This is a genomic window from Amycolatopsis sp. cg5, from assembly GCF_041346955.1.
Classification (GTDB): domain Bacteria; phylum Actinomycetota; class Actinomycetes; order Mycobacteriales; family Pseudonocardiaceae; genus Amycolatopsis.
The window spans coordinates 3386323-3400246 of record NZ_CP166849.1; the positions used below are offsets into that span (position 1 = coordinate 3386323).

The 13924-nt window shown below is 68.5% G+C and carries 14 protein-coding genes; 5 read left to right on the forward strand and 9 right to left on the reverse strand.

What is annotated here, in order from left to right; all coding sequences use genetic code 11:
- Positions 1–22 precede the first annotated feature (22 nt).
- Positions 23–1432, forward strand: coding sequence for a phenylacetate--CoA ligase family protein (locus tag AB5J62_RS15455; RefSeq protein WP_370948899.1), 1410 nt, complete (start codon positions 23–25; stop codon positions 1430–1432).
- On the opposite strand, the gene AB5J62_RS15460 is transcribed toward AB5J62_RS15455, so the two are convergent.
- The 6 genes from AB5J62_RS15460 to AB5J62_RS15485 all read right to left on the reverse strand — a co-directional run bounded on the left by AB5J62_RS15460 (position 1410) and on the right by AB5J62_RS15485 (position 9496).
- Positions 1410–2282, reverse strand: a complete 873-nt coding sequence (locus AB5J62_RS15460) for a DUF3800 domain-containing protein (RefSeq protein ID WP_370948900.1) — start codon at positions 2280–2282, stop codon at positions 1410–1412. The genes AB5J62_RS15455 and AB5J62_RS15460 overlap by 23 nt on opposite strands.
- A 549-nt stretch (positions 2283–2831) precedes the next feature.
- Positions 2832–4040 carry a DUF222 domain-containing protein gene (locus tag AB5J62_RS15465; protein WP_370948902.1) on the reverse strand — a complete coding sequence of 403 codons (1209 nt, stop codon included), beginning with the start codon at positions 4038–4040 and terminating at the stop codon, positions 2832–2834.
- A 248-nt stretch (positions 4041–4288) separates the two neighbouring features.
- The gene (locus tag AB5J62_RS15470; protein WP_370948903.1) at positions 4289–5857 is read right to left on the reverse strand and encodes an ABC transporter ATP-binding protein; all 1569 of its coding nucleotides are present in this window, start codon (positions 5855–5857) and stop codon (positions 4289–4291) included.
- A gap of 3 nt (positions 5858–5860) precedes the next feature.
- Positions 5861–7549 carry an ABC transporter substrate-binding protein gene (locus tag AB5J62_RS15475; RefSeq protein WP_370948904.1) on the reverse strand — a complete coding sequence of 563 codons (1689 nt, stop codon included), beginning with the start codon at positions 7547–7549 and terminating at the stop codon, positions 5861–5863.
- 16 nt (positions 7550–7565) lie between these two features.
- Positions 7566–8561: an ABC transporter permease gene (locus AB5J62_RS15480; RefSeq protein WP_370948905.1), complete on the reverse strand. Its 996-nt coding sequence runs from the start codon at positions 8559–8561 to the stop codon at positions 7566–7568.
- The gene (locus tag AB5J62_RS15485) at positions 8561–9496 is read right to left on the reverse strand and encodes an ABC transporter permease (RefSeq protein WP_370948906.1); all 936 of its coding nucleotides are present in this window, start codon (positions 9494–9496) and stop codon (positions 8561–8563) included. The genes AB5J62_RS15480 and AB5J62_RS15485 overlap by 1 nt, the downstream gene beginning before the upstream one ends.
- Before the next feature lie 142 nt (positions 9497–9638).
- Between AB5J62_RS15485 and AB5J62_RS15490 the strand changes: the two genes are divergently transcribed.
- Positions 9639–10571 (forward strand): aromatic prenyltransferase, encoded by a 933-nt coding sequence (locus AB5J62_RS15490; RefSeq protein WP_370948907.1) that lies wholly within the window; start codon positions 9639–9641, stop codon positions 10569–10571.
- A gap of 32 nt (positions 10572–10603) precedes the next feature.
- Here AB5J62_RS15490 and AB5J62_RS15495 read toward each other — a convergent pair whose 3' ends face one another.
- Positions 10604–10843: a hypothetical protein gene (locus AB5J62_RS15495; RefSeq protein ID WP_370948908.1), complete on the reverse strand. Its 240-nt coding sequence runs from the start codon at positions 10841–10843 to the stop codon at positions 10604–10606.
- A gap of 274 nt (positions 10844–11117) precedes the next feature.
- On the opposite strand from AB5J62_RS15495, the gene AB5J62_RS15500 reads away from it, so the two are divergent.
- Entirely contained in the window at positions 11118–11495 is a 378-nt protein-coding gene (locus AB5J62_RS15500; protein ID WP_370948909.1) for an STAS domain-containing protein, read from the forward strand.
- A 121-nt stretch (positions 11496–11616) separates the two neighbouring features.
- Here the strand turns inward: AB5J62_RS15500 and AB5J62_RS15505 are convergent, their stop codons facing one another.
- Both AB5J62_RS15505 and AB5J62_RS15510 read right to left on the reverse strand, forming a co-directional pair.
- Positions 11617–11907: a DUF3618 domain-containing protein gene (locus tag AB5J62_RS15505; protein WP_370948910.1), complete on the reverse strand. Its 291-nt coding sequence runs from the start codon at positions 11905–11907 to the stop codon at positions 11617–11619.
- The gene (locus AB5J62_RS15510; RefSeq protein WP_370948912.1) at positions 11904–12317 is read right to left on the reverse strand and encodes a phage holin family protein; all 414 of its coding nucleotides are present in this window, start codon (positions 12315–12317) and stop codon (positions 11904–11906) included. The genes AB5J62_RS15505 and AB5J62_RS15510 overlap by 4 nt, the downstream gene beginning before the upstream one ends.
- 103 nt (positions 12318–12420) lie before the next feature.
- Between AB5J62_RS15510 and AB5J62_RS15515 the strand changes: the two genes are divergently transcribed.
- Both AB5J62_RS15515 and AB5J62_RS15520 read left to right on the forward strand, forming a co-directional pair.
- Entirely contained in the window at positions 12421–13254 is an 834-nt protein-coding gene (locus AB5J62_RS15515) for an aldo/keto reductase (protein WP_370948913.1), read from the forward strand.
- A 62-nt stretch (positions 13255–13316) separates the two neighbouring features.
- Complete coding sequence (locus AB5J62_RS15520; protein ID WP_370948914.1) at positions 13317–13769, forward strand: hypothetical protein; 453 nt, start codon at positions 13317–13319, stop codon at positions 13767–13769.
- The last annotated feature ends 155 nt before the right edge of the window (positions 13770–13924 follow it).

Here is a 13924-nt window from a genome sequence, read left to right on the forward strand (position 1 = left end):
TTCCCGGCTCTACGATGTCGGCATGGATCCTGAAGCCGTCAGCCAGGCGTACGCCCGGTTCTTCGCGGGCGAGCCGGAGCAGCTGGACCCGGTCGCGCTGTTCGCGCGGGTCGCCGCGTCCGTCCCCGCGTACCGGAAGTTCCTCGCCGAGCGCGGCATCGACCCGGCTTCGGTCCGCACGCTCGACGACTTCCGCCTGCTTCCCTTGCTGGACAAGGATTCTTACCACCGCAGGTACCCGCTGCCCGAACTGTGCCGCGACGGCACACTCGCCGGCTGCGACATGATCGCCGTGTCCTCGGGGTCCAGCGGCACGCCGACCATCTGGCCCCGCTCACTGGCCGACGAGCTGGCCATCGCGCGGCGGTTCGAGCAGGTGTTCCGCGCCTTCGAGGCCGACCGCCGCAGCACGCTCGCCGTCGTGTGTTTCCCGCTGGGCACCTGGGTCGGCGGCCTGTTCACCACGGCCTGCGTCCGCCATCTCGCCGCGAAGGGCTTCCCGATCACCGTGGTCGCACCCGGCAACAACAAGGCCGAGATCCTGCGCGTCATCCCCGAACTGGCACCGCACTGCGAGCAGCTGGTGCTGCTCGGCTATCCGCCGTTCCTCAAGGATGTGGTCGACAGCGGCGAAGGCTGGGACCGCCACGATGTCAAGCTCGTGCTGGCGGGCGAAGTGTTCAGCGAGCCGTGGCGCGACCTGATGGCCGAGCGCACCGGCCTGCGCGACCGCGAGCGCGACGTGGTTTCGCTCTACGGCACCGCGGACGCGGGCGTACTCGGCAACGAAACGGCGCTTTCGGTCTCGATCCGCCGTTTCCTCGCCGACCGCCCGGAGCTGGCGCACGAGCTGTTCGGCGGCGTCCGCCTGCCGACACTGGTGCAGTACGACCCCGGCAGCCGGTTCTTCGAGGCGGTGGACGGCACCCTGCTTTTCAGCGGCGACAACGGGATCCCATTGATCAGGTACCACATCGCCGACGAGGGCGGCGTAGTGTCCTATTCGGACATGCTCGCCTTTTGTCGCGAGCACGGCTTTACGCCGACACCCGGCCCGGAACTGCCGTTCGTGTACGTCTTCGGCCGCTCACTGTTCACGGTCTCGTACTTCGGCGCGAACGTGTACCCCGAGAACGTGACCGTCGGCCTGGAGCAGCAGGGCATCAGCGACTGGGTCACCGGCAAGTTCGTACTGGAGACCGTCGAAGACGCCGCCCGCGACGTCCGCTTGCGTGTCACCGTCGAGCTGGCACCCGGCCGCACCGGCGACCCGGCCGTGCTCGCCGAGTCCATCCGGACCCACGTGGCCAGGCTCAACAGCGAGTTCGCGCACTACGTTCCCGTCGAGCGTCAGCTACCCGAGGTGGTGCTCAAGGACGCGGGCGACCCCGAGTACTTCCCGGTCGGCGTCAAACACCGCTATACCCGCTGAGAAGCGACCGTTCGTCCACATAGGGCCGCAGCAGCGCGGTGAGCTCCTCGTCCTCCCGGCCGTTGAGCTCCTCGGACGCGATCTTCCTCGCCGTCCCGGCAAGAAAGTCGGCGACCTGCACCCGCGCGTCGTCCCGCGAGTCGACGAACCGCATCTCGCGCAGCCCGGTCCGCGCTTTGATCAGCTCCACGACACTTTCCGTCAGCGCGGTCTGGTCATCATGGACGATCGACACCGCCTCGCCGCCCCAGTACTCGGCGCCCCAGTATTCGACGGCCCGGATGAGCGCGGGAACGAGCGGATTGAACGGCATCGCCCCACCGAGCCCCCGCCCCCGGAACGCTTCCAGCCGCGGCCGCGCCAGCACCAGCTCGTCGACGATCTCGTGCGCCCCGCGCAGCGCCTCCACCCGCGCGAAGAACGACGCCGCCGTGCCCTGCCGGTTCTTGACGCGCACAAGATCATTGAACGACGCGAGCAGGTCCGTCCAGGTCGCGCTTCCCAGCGCACGGCGCCCCGCTCGATGCAAGGCGACGGCATCCCGCCCGAGCACGCCCGCGAGCGTGTTCGCGACGAACAGTCTCTTGTCGGTCAGATGCACGCGAGCGCGCCCGTGGATCGGCCCCGACGGGCCGAGAAACCACACCAGCACCGCCCGATGCTTGCTTCGCAGCAGATGATTGGCCTTGTACTCGACCGCGGGCGACCGAATCCGCCTCCGCAGCTCCCGCAGGCATTCCTCGGCGGCGCCTGCGTCGAGCAGCACCCCGGCATGCGCGAACACATCGGTCTCGCCGCCGATGAGCTTCTCACCCTCGGAGCCGGACTCGTCACACGCCACCACCCGCACCGGCCGGATCTTGCCACCGCCCGCCCTCGACGTCGATCAGGTTTCGGGTCTGTCCGAGTCGCTTCTAGGGCGGTCCCGTATGAACATTTCCGCTGCCTGGGCCGGGTGGGTTTTGTGCTTGCTGCGGAAATATCCATACGGCCCGAGGGCACAGTGGGTTGATCCTGCTCTGGCTCACCAGATGCCCGCGACCGGGCTCTGCTGCCCGCCTTGCGTGCTGGGTCGGGCAGCCGGGGCTGGGGGTCGTGAGTGTTTAGACCGGTTAGAACCGGCCGTACCACTCACGACTAGTGCCCGGCCGGGGCTTGCAGGTCAGCCTGCCCCCCGGGTGGGCGATGGTCGCGGCCGGGTTCATGGGCGGGGCTGGGTTTCGGGTTCGGGTGGTGCGGCCGGAATCTCAAGTTCGGGTGGTGCGGCCGAGGATCTAGGCGAGGGTGGCGTGGGCGAGGGGCCAGGTGAGGCGGTGTGGCCAAGGCAGGGCTGCGGCCGGCTGCAGGCTCGAGCCCACGGCTGGGCTTAAGCGCGGCCGTGGCTTCCGGTTCGGGGTGTTCAGGTGCGGGCGTGCATGGTGTTGCGGCGGGGTGCTCGGGTGGGGTCGATGAACGCTGGTGGAATGAACTCCGGGTGGTTGTCGGTGGCGATGCGGACTTCCCATTGGCTGTGGTGGATGAGGCGGTGGTGTCGGCTGCAGAGTAGGACGAGGTTGTCGATTTTCGTTTCGCCGTGGTGGGCCCAGAAAACAATGTGATGGGCCGTGCATTGCTGCGGCGGCGCATCACACCCAGGGAACGCGCAGCCCCGGTCGCGGATGGCCAGTGCTCGCCGTTGACTCGGGGTGGCGAGGCGTTGTTCGCGTCCGACGTCCAGGGGTTGGCCGTCGGAGCCGAGGGTGACGGGGATGACTTTGCAGTCGCATGCCATGCGGCGGGTCTCGGCGGCGCTGATGTCCCCGACCAGGTCCAGTCGGCCTTGCCCGATGCCGGATCGCAGTTCGTCGAGGCTGATGGTGACCACGACGTGCACGCTGTCCCCGGCTTGGGTGGGGATTTCCGGGTTGAGCATGCCCATCTGCACGAACTCGGTGAACGCGTCACCCCACCGTTGCCACTGCGACCGGGTATCCCGGCCTTCCTCCTCGGTGGCCGGGCGGGGTTTCGCGAGCGGGTCGAGTAAGGCCTTCAATCGGGCGATGGTGTCAGCGTCGGTCTTCACTTTCAGGCCGTGGGTGCCGTCGCGGTGGGTCACGAACTCCAGTTCCCGCCGAGGAGCCACCGGATCGGGATCCTTCGGCTCGCGCCCGTCGGGGTCGAGCCGATCGCGCAGATTCGCCGCGGCTTTAGTGATCTCCCGTGGCCCTGCCGTGCGAGCCAGATCAACGAGAATGTGCTCGCCGGTCTCGCGGTCCTCTGCCGAGACCGAGGCGGGTAGTCCGGCGAGGGCGGTGATGATCGGATCCAGCTGCGCTGGACCGAGATCACCGCTCAACGCCGCCGCGGCGGCATAGGGCGCCAACGCGGGGATCTGCGCGCCACCGTCGTGGCGGGGGTTGAGGGCGCGGGCGCGTTCGACGCGGGCTTTCGCCTCGGACGGTTTGATCTGGACCCAGTCCACGAGCATCTGCGCCACGGTGGCGTAGCCGGACACGTCCCGCACGCCACGGGATTCGACCTCGGCCAGGATCTGGCCTTGCTCGGCGTCTAGACGGCGTTTCTCCCGTTCGCGCGCTACGTACGCCATCAGCAGCGCGTCGTTCTCCACGCGCCACCACTCGGGTAGCGCTTGGAGGTCAGGGGTTTGTGTGCTGATCACATACTCCACCTTACTCGCGTTAAGGGGCGCATGCCACTAGCCACTAAACTTTTCTGCTTTCCTTGGCGCACAACCCTCAGGCGGCGGAAATGTTCATACGGGACCGCAGTAGAGGCAACTCAGCCTCAAAGGCGACCAGTAGTAGTAAGCGTTCCCAACGGTTATTGAGGCGGGGCACCGGAAGGCCGAGCCACCCGTCAGGTGTGGTCGATCTTGGGCACGGAGGCGATCAGCCGCTGGGTGTACGCGTGCGACGGCGACGTGAGTATCTCGGCCGTGGTGCCTTCTTCGACGAGCTTTCCCTTGTGCAGCACGGCGACGCGGTCGGCCACTCGCTCGATGACCGCGAGGTCGTGGCTGATGAACAGGCACGCGAAACCGAACTCGGCGCGGAGGGTGTCGAGGAGGTCGAGGATCGAGGCCTGCACTGAGACGTCGAGTGCGCTGGTCGGCTCGTCCGCGATGAGCAGTGCCGGGCGCAAGGCCAACGCGCGTGCGATGCCGACGCGCTGGCGTTGGCCGCCGGACAGCTGGTGTGGGTAACGGTCGCGCAGGCTCGGATCGAGGCGGACGGCGGTGAGCAGCTCGGTCACGCGGGCGGTGAAGTCGCCCTCGAATCGGTGCAGGGCAAGGGGTTCCGCGATGCTCTTGCCGATCGTCGCGCGTGGGTTCAGTGAGGACGCCGGGTCCTGGAAGACCACGCCGATGCTCTTGCGGACCTCCTTGAGCGCTCGCCTGCCCGCGCCCGCGATGTCGATGCCGCCGACGCGGACCGATCCGGCGGTGATCGGGATGAGGCCGGTGATCGCGCCCGAGATCGTGCTCTTGCCCGACCCGGACTCGCCGACCAGGCCGACCACCTCGCCCGGTGCGATGCGCAGGCTGACGCCGTCGACCGCGCGGACGCCGTGCGAGCGGGGGTAGGACACCGCCAGGCCGCTGATCTCGACCGCGCTGTCCACAGAGGACTCACATGACCCGGAAGAAGCGCCGGAACCCAGTGTCAGTACCGAATCCAGCAGATGCTTGGTGTAGTCCGTCTTCGGCTGGGTGAACAGCTCGTCGACCGTGCCGCGCTCGACGACCTCGCCCTCGCGCATCACCACGACCCGGTCGGCGAGCGACGAGACGACGCCCAGGTCGTGGGTGATCAGGAGGATCGACTGGCCGAGCTTGCGCAGCAGCTCCAGGATGCCCGCCTGCACCGTGACGTCCAGCGCGGTGGTCGGCTCGTCGGCGATGACCAGCGCCGGGTCGTTGGCGATGGCGATCGCGATGACGATGCGCTGGAGCTGGCCGCCGGAAAGCTCGTGCGGGTACGCCCGCATGATCCGGCGTACGTCGGTCAGTTCGACCTTCTCCAGCAGCGAACGCGCACGCTCCTTCGCGGCCGTCACCGATTCGCGGCGGTGGACCCTGATCGCCTCGACGAGTTGTGCGCCGACGCGGAAGACCGGGTTCAGCGCGCTCATCGGCTCCTGGAACACCATGCCGATCTCGCTGCCGCGTACCGCGCGCAGCTCGGCGGGGGAGAGGCCGTACAGGTCGCGGCCGGCGAGCAGTGCCGAGCCGGAAACGGTGGCCGACGAGGGCAGGAGGCCGAGCAGTGACATGGCCGTCACCGACTTGCCGGAGCCCGATTCGCCGACCACCGCGACGACCTCGCCGGGCGCGACGTCGAAACTCACCTGCCTGGCCGCGTGCACCACGCGGCCAGGCAAGTGGAAGTCGACTGAGACGTCGCGCAGCGACAGCAGTGTTTCCATGGCCTACTTCGTCAGCCCGATCTGGAGGTAGTTCGGGTACGCGGGGAAGCCGCCGATGACGAAGTTGCCGACCTTGGACCCGTGCAGGAACGAGTTGCGGTTGTAGATCAGCGGGACCACCGGGGCGTCCTGCAGGATCAGGCGGTCGGCCTTCGCCCAGATCTTCCCGGCCGCCACCGGGTCGACGGTGCCCTGCGCCTCGTTGATGAGCCGGTCGGCCTCGGGGTTCGAGTACCGCGACATGTTGTAGCCGCCGTTGCCGATCTCCTTGGTGGCGAACAGCGGCTGGATGTTGCCGTTGGCGCTGGGGAAGTCGGGCTGCCACGAGGTCAGCGTGAGGTCGAAGGTGCCTTCGTTGCCGGTGACCAGCGCTTCCCACGCCTCGGAGTCCATCACCCGCAGCTCGGTCTTGATCCCGGCGCGCAGGAGCGCCGCCTGGATCGCCTCCGCCTTCTTCGGGTAGTTGTTGCTGTTGTAGACGACGAAGTCGAGCGGGCCGATGCCGTCGGCGTGGCCGGCTTCGCGCAGCAGCTGCTTGGCCTTCTCGACGTCGCCGCCCGGCGGCGCCGGGTAGAGGTCGTACACCTCGCGGCCCGCGATGCCCTCGGTGATGAGCGTGGTGGCGAGACCGCCGGCGAGTTCCGCGCTGCCCGCCGAGGCGATCTGGAAGGACGCCTTGTCCACCGCGTACTGGAACGCCTGGCGCACCTTGGGATCGGCGAGCGCCGGGCGGCGCACGTTCAGCGCGAGATAGGCGAGCGCGCCGGACTTCGACGTCGTCAAGCGCTGTTTCGCGGCCTGGTTGCCCTGGATCTGCGCGAGCTGCGCGGCGGCGACGAACGACGCCGCGAAAGCGGACTTGTCGTTGCCCGCGTCGGCGATCAGGCGCTGCGAGATGACGTCGGTCTGCTGCCCGAGCTGGATCACGATCTCGTCGGGCAGCCCGCCCCGCGCCTCGTCGGTCCCCTTGTCCCAGTGGGGGTTCCGGCTCAGCTTGACCTCGACGCTCTTGGTGTAGGAGGCCACCTGGTACGGCCCGGAGGCGATCGGCTTCTCGGTGTACGACGCGTCGGTGCCCTTGCCCTTCGGCACCGGCGCGAACGGCGGCGTGCTGGCGATCCAGGTCCAGTCACCGTAGGGCTGGGCCAGCCGGAAGATGATCGTCTTGGGGTCGGGCACCTCGATGGACGCCAGCTCCGCGCCTTCGAACGGGCCCTTGTAGTTCTCGGCGCCCACGAGCAGCTTCTTGTGGTACGCGAGCCCGCCGGTGAACGCGGCCGCGAAGGTGCGCTCGATGCCGTACTTGATGTCGGCGGCGACGATCGGCGTGCCGTCGGCGTAGTGGATGTTGTCCTTGAGGGTGAACGTCCACGTCTTGCCGTCGTCGCTGGGACGGCCGGTGTCGGTGGCGAGGTCGGGGACCACGGTGGCGGGCTTGCCCTCTTCGATCTTCCACGAGGTCAGCCTGCGGTGTACCAGCCCGAGCGCGGTGATCGCCAGGTTCTGGCTCTTCGCCGGGTCGAGCTGCTGCACGCTGAGGTCGGTGAGGATGTAGAGCGTGCCGCCCTTGGCGACCTCGGCGGATCCTGCCGCGGGCGTCGTCGGGTTGGCGTTGCACGCCGCGAGCAGGCCGCCGGTGCCGGTCAGCGCGGCGGCCGCGGTGACGCTTTTGAGAAAAGTCCGCCGATCCATGTGGTGTTTCCCCTCTTCAGTGGACACGGGCTCGCGGGTCGAGCAGCCCGTAGCAGATGTCGGCCACGAAGTTGGCCAGGATGACCAGCACCGCGGCGAACACGGTGATCCCCAGCAGCAGCGGCAGGTCCTTGAGCGAGACGGCGTCGATCAGCAGCCCGCCGAGTCCCGGCAGCGCGAACAGCCGCTCGGTGATCACCGCGCCGCCGAGCAGCCCGCCGAGGTCCATCGCGAACACCGTCACCACCGGGAGCGCGACGTTGCGCAGCGCGTGCTTGCCGATCACCGTGCGCTCGGCCAGCCCGATCGCGCGGGCGGTGCGGATGTGGTCCTCGCCGAGCACCTCGAGCATCTGGGTGCGGGTGAGCCTGGCGTAGACGGCGATGTGCACGGCCGCGAGCACCAGCCACGGCGTGATCAGGTGCCACGCCCAGCCGACCGGGTCGTCGGCCAGCGCGACGTACCCGCTGACCGGGACCATGTTGAAGGTGAAGCCGAAGAGCAGGATGGCGAGCAGCCCGAGCAGGAACGTCGGCGCGGACACCCCGGCCAGGGTGAACGCCATGCTCAGCCGGTCGGCGAGGCTGCCCCGCTTCACCGCCGAGAACACGCCGAGCGCGACGCCGCCGATCAGCCAGATCACCGCCGCGCCGAGCGCGAGCGAGACGGTCACCGGCAGCCGGGCGGTGATCAGGTCGGTCACGGTCGAGTTCTGCAGGAACGAGTAGCCGAAGCACGGCGCGTCGCAGGTGATCGCCGTCGGGCCGGTGCCGAAGGTGCGCCCGGCGAAGATGCCGCCGAGGAAGTCGAGGTACTGCTGGATCCACGGCTTGTCGAAGCCCATGAAACCGCGTGCCAGCGCCAGGCTTTCCGGGGTGCACGGTTTGCTGCACGACATCCTCGCCGGATCCTCCGGGAGCAGCGCGAACAGCGCGTACGTGCACAGGCTGATCACCAGCAGCACGAAGACCATGCCGGCCAGGCGACCGGCGAGAACGCGGAGCAGGAGCACTAGCCGCGCACCCCGAATCGGGGATCGAGGGTGTCGCGCAGCGCGTCACCGAGCACGTTGAACGCCAGCGTCGCCGCGAACAGCGCGAGGCCGGGGAAGAGCAGGTAGGTCGGCTGGGTCTGCACCCAGGTGATCGCGTCGCCGATGGTCCGGCCCCAGCTCGGCGTCGGCGCGGTGATCCCGACGCCGAGGAACGACAGCGCCGCTTCGAGGCCGATGAGCTGCGGGATGCTGATGGTGGTGAGCACGATCGCCGGCGCCAGCAGGTTCGGCAGCAGCTCGTGCCGGAACACGTGCCACGGCCCGGCGCCGAGCACCCGCGCGGCCGAGACGAAGTCGCGTTCGCGCAAGGAGAGCGTCTGCGCGCGGATGATCCGCGCGGTCCGCGGCCAGTTGAACACCGCGATGAGCGCGATCAGCAGCAGCGGCCGGGGGAAGGACGGCGGCGCGACGGCGCCGATGGCGATCATGAAGATCAGCGACGGGAACCCGAGCAGCACGTCGATGGTCCGCATGACGATCCGGTCCCACCAGCCGCCGAGGTACCCCGCGCTCGCGCCGAGCACGACGCCCAGCACCATCGCGACGGCCGTCGAGGCCAGCCCGATGAGGAACGACGTGCGCGCGCCGTAGACGACGATGGCGAAAAGGTCACGCCCGGTGAGCGGCTCGACGCCGAACCAATGGTCCCAGTCCAGTCCGCCGAATGGCCCAGCGCCGGTGCTACCCGGACCGGTGAGCAGCTCGGTGTGGAAGGTGTACGGATCCTGGCCCTCGACGGCGGCGATCAGTGGTGCCGCGATGCCGGTGACGGCCAGCGCCGCGATGACGATCGCGCTGGTCAGCGCCCACTTGTCCCGTTTGAGGGTGCGCAGCAGCTCACCCGCTGAGCGACGGCTCGCGGGTCCGCCGACGGGCAGCTGGGACTCGGACACCGCGTCAATCTAGGGCGGTGAGTACCTACCTGGGGGGAGGGTGCGTCGGTATTTCACCCCTTGAGACGAACGATCATCACGTTGTGTAATAGCAACTTCGGCCGGTTGAGGAACGCGACGGCGCGAGGAAGGATCGTCAACCATGAAGTTCATGTCACCGATCGAGCGGCTCTACCGGGACATCGAACATCTCGCGGACGCCATGGGCGCGGCCTGCGAGCGGGACGCGGTGCTGCCGTGCCTATCCGCCTTCTCCGACGGCTTCACCGGCACCGGCCTGGCGTTCCGCACGACGACCAAGGCGGGCGGGACGCCCGATCTCAGCTACCGGTACACCGGGTTCGGCGGCCCGAGCCCCGATCCCTACGCGATCGCGCTGCGCCACGGCCTCCTGCCCGAGCCGGACGGCCTGGTCGACACCGCGCACCGGGAGATCGCGACCAGCCTGCCGGTCGACATCTGGGGCGCCGACTTCGGCACCACCACCGGGATCGAGAAGATCTACGCGACGTTCGGAGTCGGCGAGGCGCAGCCGGTTTCGCGCATCGCCGCGCTGCCGTCGATGCCGATCGCGATCGACGCGGAGGCGGCGTTCTTCGCCAGGTACGGCCTGGGCGACGTGGGCCTGACGGCCGTCGACGTCCGCAACCGCACGGTCAACCTGTACTTCCACCCGGCGCCGGGGACGCTGACGCCGGAGATCGTCTCGCGGATGCTCGCCGACCTCGACCTGGCGATCCCGGCCGACGAGGAAGTGGTGCGGCGCTGCGCCGACGCGTTCTCGGTGTACTTCACGTTCAGCTGGGCCTCGCCGCGGATCGAGCGCGTGTGCTTCCCGCTGTTCGTGCGGGCGGACGAGCTGGCGCCGTTGAGCCAGAACCCGATACTGACGAGCTTCGCCGAGCACGCGCCGTTCGAGCCGGGGCCGCGGTATTTCGTGCACGCGGCCGCGATGACGCCGGTCGGGTACTACTTCAAGCTCGAGAACATCTACCGGTACTACGCGGGCGAGTTCTGGGACTCGATGGCCAAGGCGGTGCCGCACTGGCGCGAGCCCGCACTCAAGGACTCGTGAGTGTTTTGACCGGTTAGAACCGGCCGTACCACTCACGAGGCCAATGGCTTCTCGGCGTCGAGTACGTGGCCCAGTTCGTGGCGCTCGGCGACGGAGAGGGGGACGGTGGCGAAGTGGATCTCGCCGTTGGCGTCGGGGGCGGTGGTGACGGCCAGGGTGAGGCCGTGCTCGGATTCGGCGATCGCGACGCGGCCGCCGCAGGACAGTTCGACCACGGTGGCCGGGGGCGTGTCACGCCATCCGAGCCAACGGCTGACGAAAGCGAAGGCCATGGTCGTCCCCTCTCATGATCCGGTCTGCCCGGAGGGTGCCCAGGAAACCCGATGTTCACACCTGCACCCGGTTCGACGCCCGCGTGGAAGTGAGCAGTGCCTCTCGCCTGCGGATTCAGAATCGGAGTGACCGGGTACCCCATCGGACGGACGCGAAACGGCCTCAGGGTTGACCTGAGCCGACAGAGCGGTACCGTCGTAGTCACTGGCCCTTGTTCAGACACGTGCTCCGGTCAGCCACCCTGCGGGGATCCCGCTGCGAGAGGAGCACCAAATGACTGCGTTGTTCTCCGATCCCGATTTCGCGGGCGGTTTGTCCTGCACGCTCACCGGCCCGTCACCCGGAGTGACGGTGGTGACCGTGGTCGGCGAGATCGACACCGCCACCGTCCCGGATGTCGCGCGGACGCTCGACGAGGCCGCGGCCATCTCGGGCCGGGTGGTGCTGGACCTGTCCAGGGCCGCTTTCCTCAGCTGCGACGCGCTGCGGGTGCTGCACCGGGCCCACGAGCGCATCGAGCTGGTGATCGTGGCCTCCGGCCGGGTCATTCCGCGCACCCTCGCGGTGACCGGCATGGACGGGCTGCTCAGCGTCTACCCCGACCTCGTGACGGCCATCGAGCACCCCCGGCACACGCCTTCGGCGAGCTGACCCTCCAGGTCCGCCGGCCAGTACCGGCCGGCGGACCTCGTCCGGGTTCAGTCCTTCTTGTAGCCGACGGCGCCCGCGCGGTCCACTCACGACCAGGCTCAGCGGTTTGTCGGCAACGCGCTCATGACTTGCTCCTGCTCACGATGATCTTGACGACGATCAGCAGCCCGACGAACCCGGCGATCACCGGGATCTTGTTGCGGCGCACCACTTCCGCGCCGTCGCGGACCTTGGTGGCCGCGGGCTCGGGCAGCTTCGCCGTCGCTTGGTCGAGCTTCTCGTCCACGCTTTCCTTGACCCGGGTCTTCACGTCGAGCTTGTCGCCCAACGCTTCCAGCGTCTCGGTGAGTTCCTGGCGGGTCACATCCCGGTCCAGCCGGGCTTCTTCGGCGTTCTTCGGGAACTCGCTCATGAGCGCACCCCTTGCTTGACGGTGTCGACGTCGTCACGGACGCCTTCGATGGCCTCCTCCGGCAGCGGTGGCACGGCCTGCTGGACTTCCTTCTTGCCCACCAAGGCCGCGATCCCGGCGATCAGCAGCAGCGCCACGCCGATGATGACGGCGGCCAGCCAGCCGGGCACGACGAGCGCCAGCGCGAGCACCGCGGCGGCGACCAGTGTGGCCGCGCCGAACAACGCCATCAGCCCGGCGACACCGAACAGCCCGGCGCCCAAGCCCATGCGCTTTCCCTTGCGCTGCAACTCGAACATGCCCAGGCGCAGCTCGTCACGCACGAGCCGCTTGAGCTCGTCGGACAGGTCCGAGACCAATTCGCCGAGCGAACGCTCCTCAGGCGGGCGCTTGCGTGCTTCTTCGATCACTGATCACACCTCCCGGTTCGAATGGATCACCGGGTACCCGGATGAGGCCGTCCCTAATCACCCGTCGTGTTTGCGCCCGCGGCCGTACGGGTAGGCGGGTCAGATGACCATCAACACCGTTCCGGACGTCGAACTGGCCAACGGCGTCACCATCCCGCAGTTCGGGCTCGGGGTCTTCCAGATCCCGCCGGACGACACGGCCGAGGTCGTGTATCAGGCGCTGGAGGCCGGCTATCGCCACTTCGACACCGCGCAGATGTACCGCAACGAGGAAGGCGTCGGCGAGGGGCTGAAGAAGTCCGGTATCGCCCGCGAGGACGTCTTCATCACCACGAAACTCGCCAACGACGCGCAGGGCTACGACAACGCGATCAACGCGCTCGAAGGCAGTCTGCAGCGGCTCGGCACCGACTACGTCGACCTGTACCTGATCCATTGGCCGTTGCCAGGTAAGGATCTCTACCCGACGACATGGACGGCGTTCACCGACATCCTCCGCGCGGAAAAGGCACGGGCCGTCGGCGTCTCCAACTTCCAGCCCGAGCATCTCGACCGGCTGCGCGAGGAGTCCGGCGTGGTGCCCGCCGTCAACCAGATCGAGCTGCATCCCTTGCTCCAGCAGGAAGAGCTGCGCGCGTACCACCGCGCGCACGACATCGTGACCGAGGCGTGGAGCCCGCTCGCGCAGGGCGAGGTGCTCGACGATCCGGTCATCACCGGACTCGCCGAGAAGCACGGCAAGTCGGCGGCGCAGGTCGTGCTGCGCTGGCACGTCCAGCTCGGCAACGTCGTGTTCCCCAAGTCCGCCAACGCGAAGCGGCTGCGCGAGAACATCGACATCTTCGGCTTCGAGCTCGACGACGAGGACCTGCGGTCGATCGCCGGGCTCGACGCCGGTCACCGCACCGGCCCCGATCCGGACACCTTCGCCGGCTGAGTCGCGTTTCTCCGCGCGCCGACCTGGGTATCTCCCGTGCAGACGCAGAAAGGAGCGCCCGCATGGACACGAACGCGTACCTGACGTTCCTGCTGATCGGGGTGGCGCTGGTCGCGGTGGACGGCCAGATCATCTATCGCAGCGGCCGCCGGTACCTGGAGAACTCCTACGGTGATCCCGAAGCGGGTGCTTCGATGACCCGCCTCGTGACCGTGCTGTTCCACCTGGCCGTGCTAGGTCTGCTGGCCTTGCTCTCGACCATCCATCTGGGCGGCAGCGACCTCCCCGGCATCGTCGGCCGCGTGGGCGTGCTCCTGCTCGTGCTGGCGATCGCGCACGGCATCACTCTTGCCATCCTCGCGCGCATCCGCGAGGAGCAGGTCGACGAGGCCGCCGTGACCAGCCGCAGGCAGCGGACCGACCCCGAACCGCAGCAGGGCACCACGGTCACCCCGGTTCCCGGGCAGGAGGGCCGTTACCCCGCGGTCAGCCCCTCGCTCGACCAGCGTCCGTAACGCGCCAAGGACCCACCTTCATCCGCGAAGGTGGGTCCTTTCCTGCCCGTCCGGCGGTTTCCCGCCACTGCGCTCGTCTGTCCGGCGAGTGGGCTCGCGCGTGGGTGGACCGGCCGATAAAATCCCGTCAACCGGTGTATCACACCATTGTCGAC

Coding starts and splice junctions, on each gene's coding strand:
- AB5J62_RS15455 (WP_370948899.1), top strand. CDS start 23: ATGGATCCTGAAGCCGTCAGCCAGGCGTACGCCCGGTTCTTCGCGGGC.
- AB5J62_RS15470 (WP_370948903.1), bottom strand. CDS start 5,857: ATGGAAACACTGCTGTCGCTGCGCGACGTCTCAGTCGACTTCCACTTG.
- AB5J62_RS15475 (WP_370948904.1), bottom strand. CDS start 7,549: ATGGATCGGCGGACTTTTCTCAAAAGCGTCACCGCGGCCGCCGCGCTG.
- AB5J62_RS15490 (WP_370948907.1), top strand. CDS start 9,639: ATGAAGTTCATGTCACCGATCGAGCGGCTCTACCGGGACATCGAACAT.
- AB5J62_RS15495 (WP_370948908.1), bottom strand. CDS start 10,843: ATGGCCTTCGCTTTCGTCAGCCGTTGGCTCGGATGGCGTGACACGCCC.
- AB5J62_RS15500 (WP_370948909.1), top strand. CDS start 11,118: ATGACTGCGTTGTTCTCCGATCCCGATTTCGCGGGCGGTTTGTCCTGC.
- AB5J62_RS15505 (WP_370948910.1), bottom strand. CDS start 11,907: ATGAGCGAGTTCCCGAAGAACGCCGAAGAAGCCCGGCTGGACCGGGAT.
- AB5J62_RS15515 (WP_370948913.1), top strand. CDS start 12,421: ATGACCATCAACACCGTTCCGGACGTCGAACTGGCCAACGGCGTCACC.
- AB5J62_RS15520 (WP_370948914.1), top strand. CDS start 13,317: ATGGACACGAACGCGTACCTGACGTTCCTGCTGATCGGGGTGGCGCTG.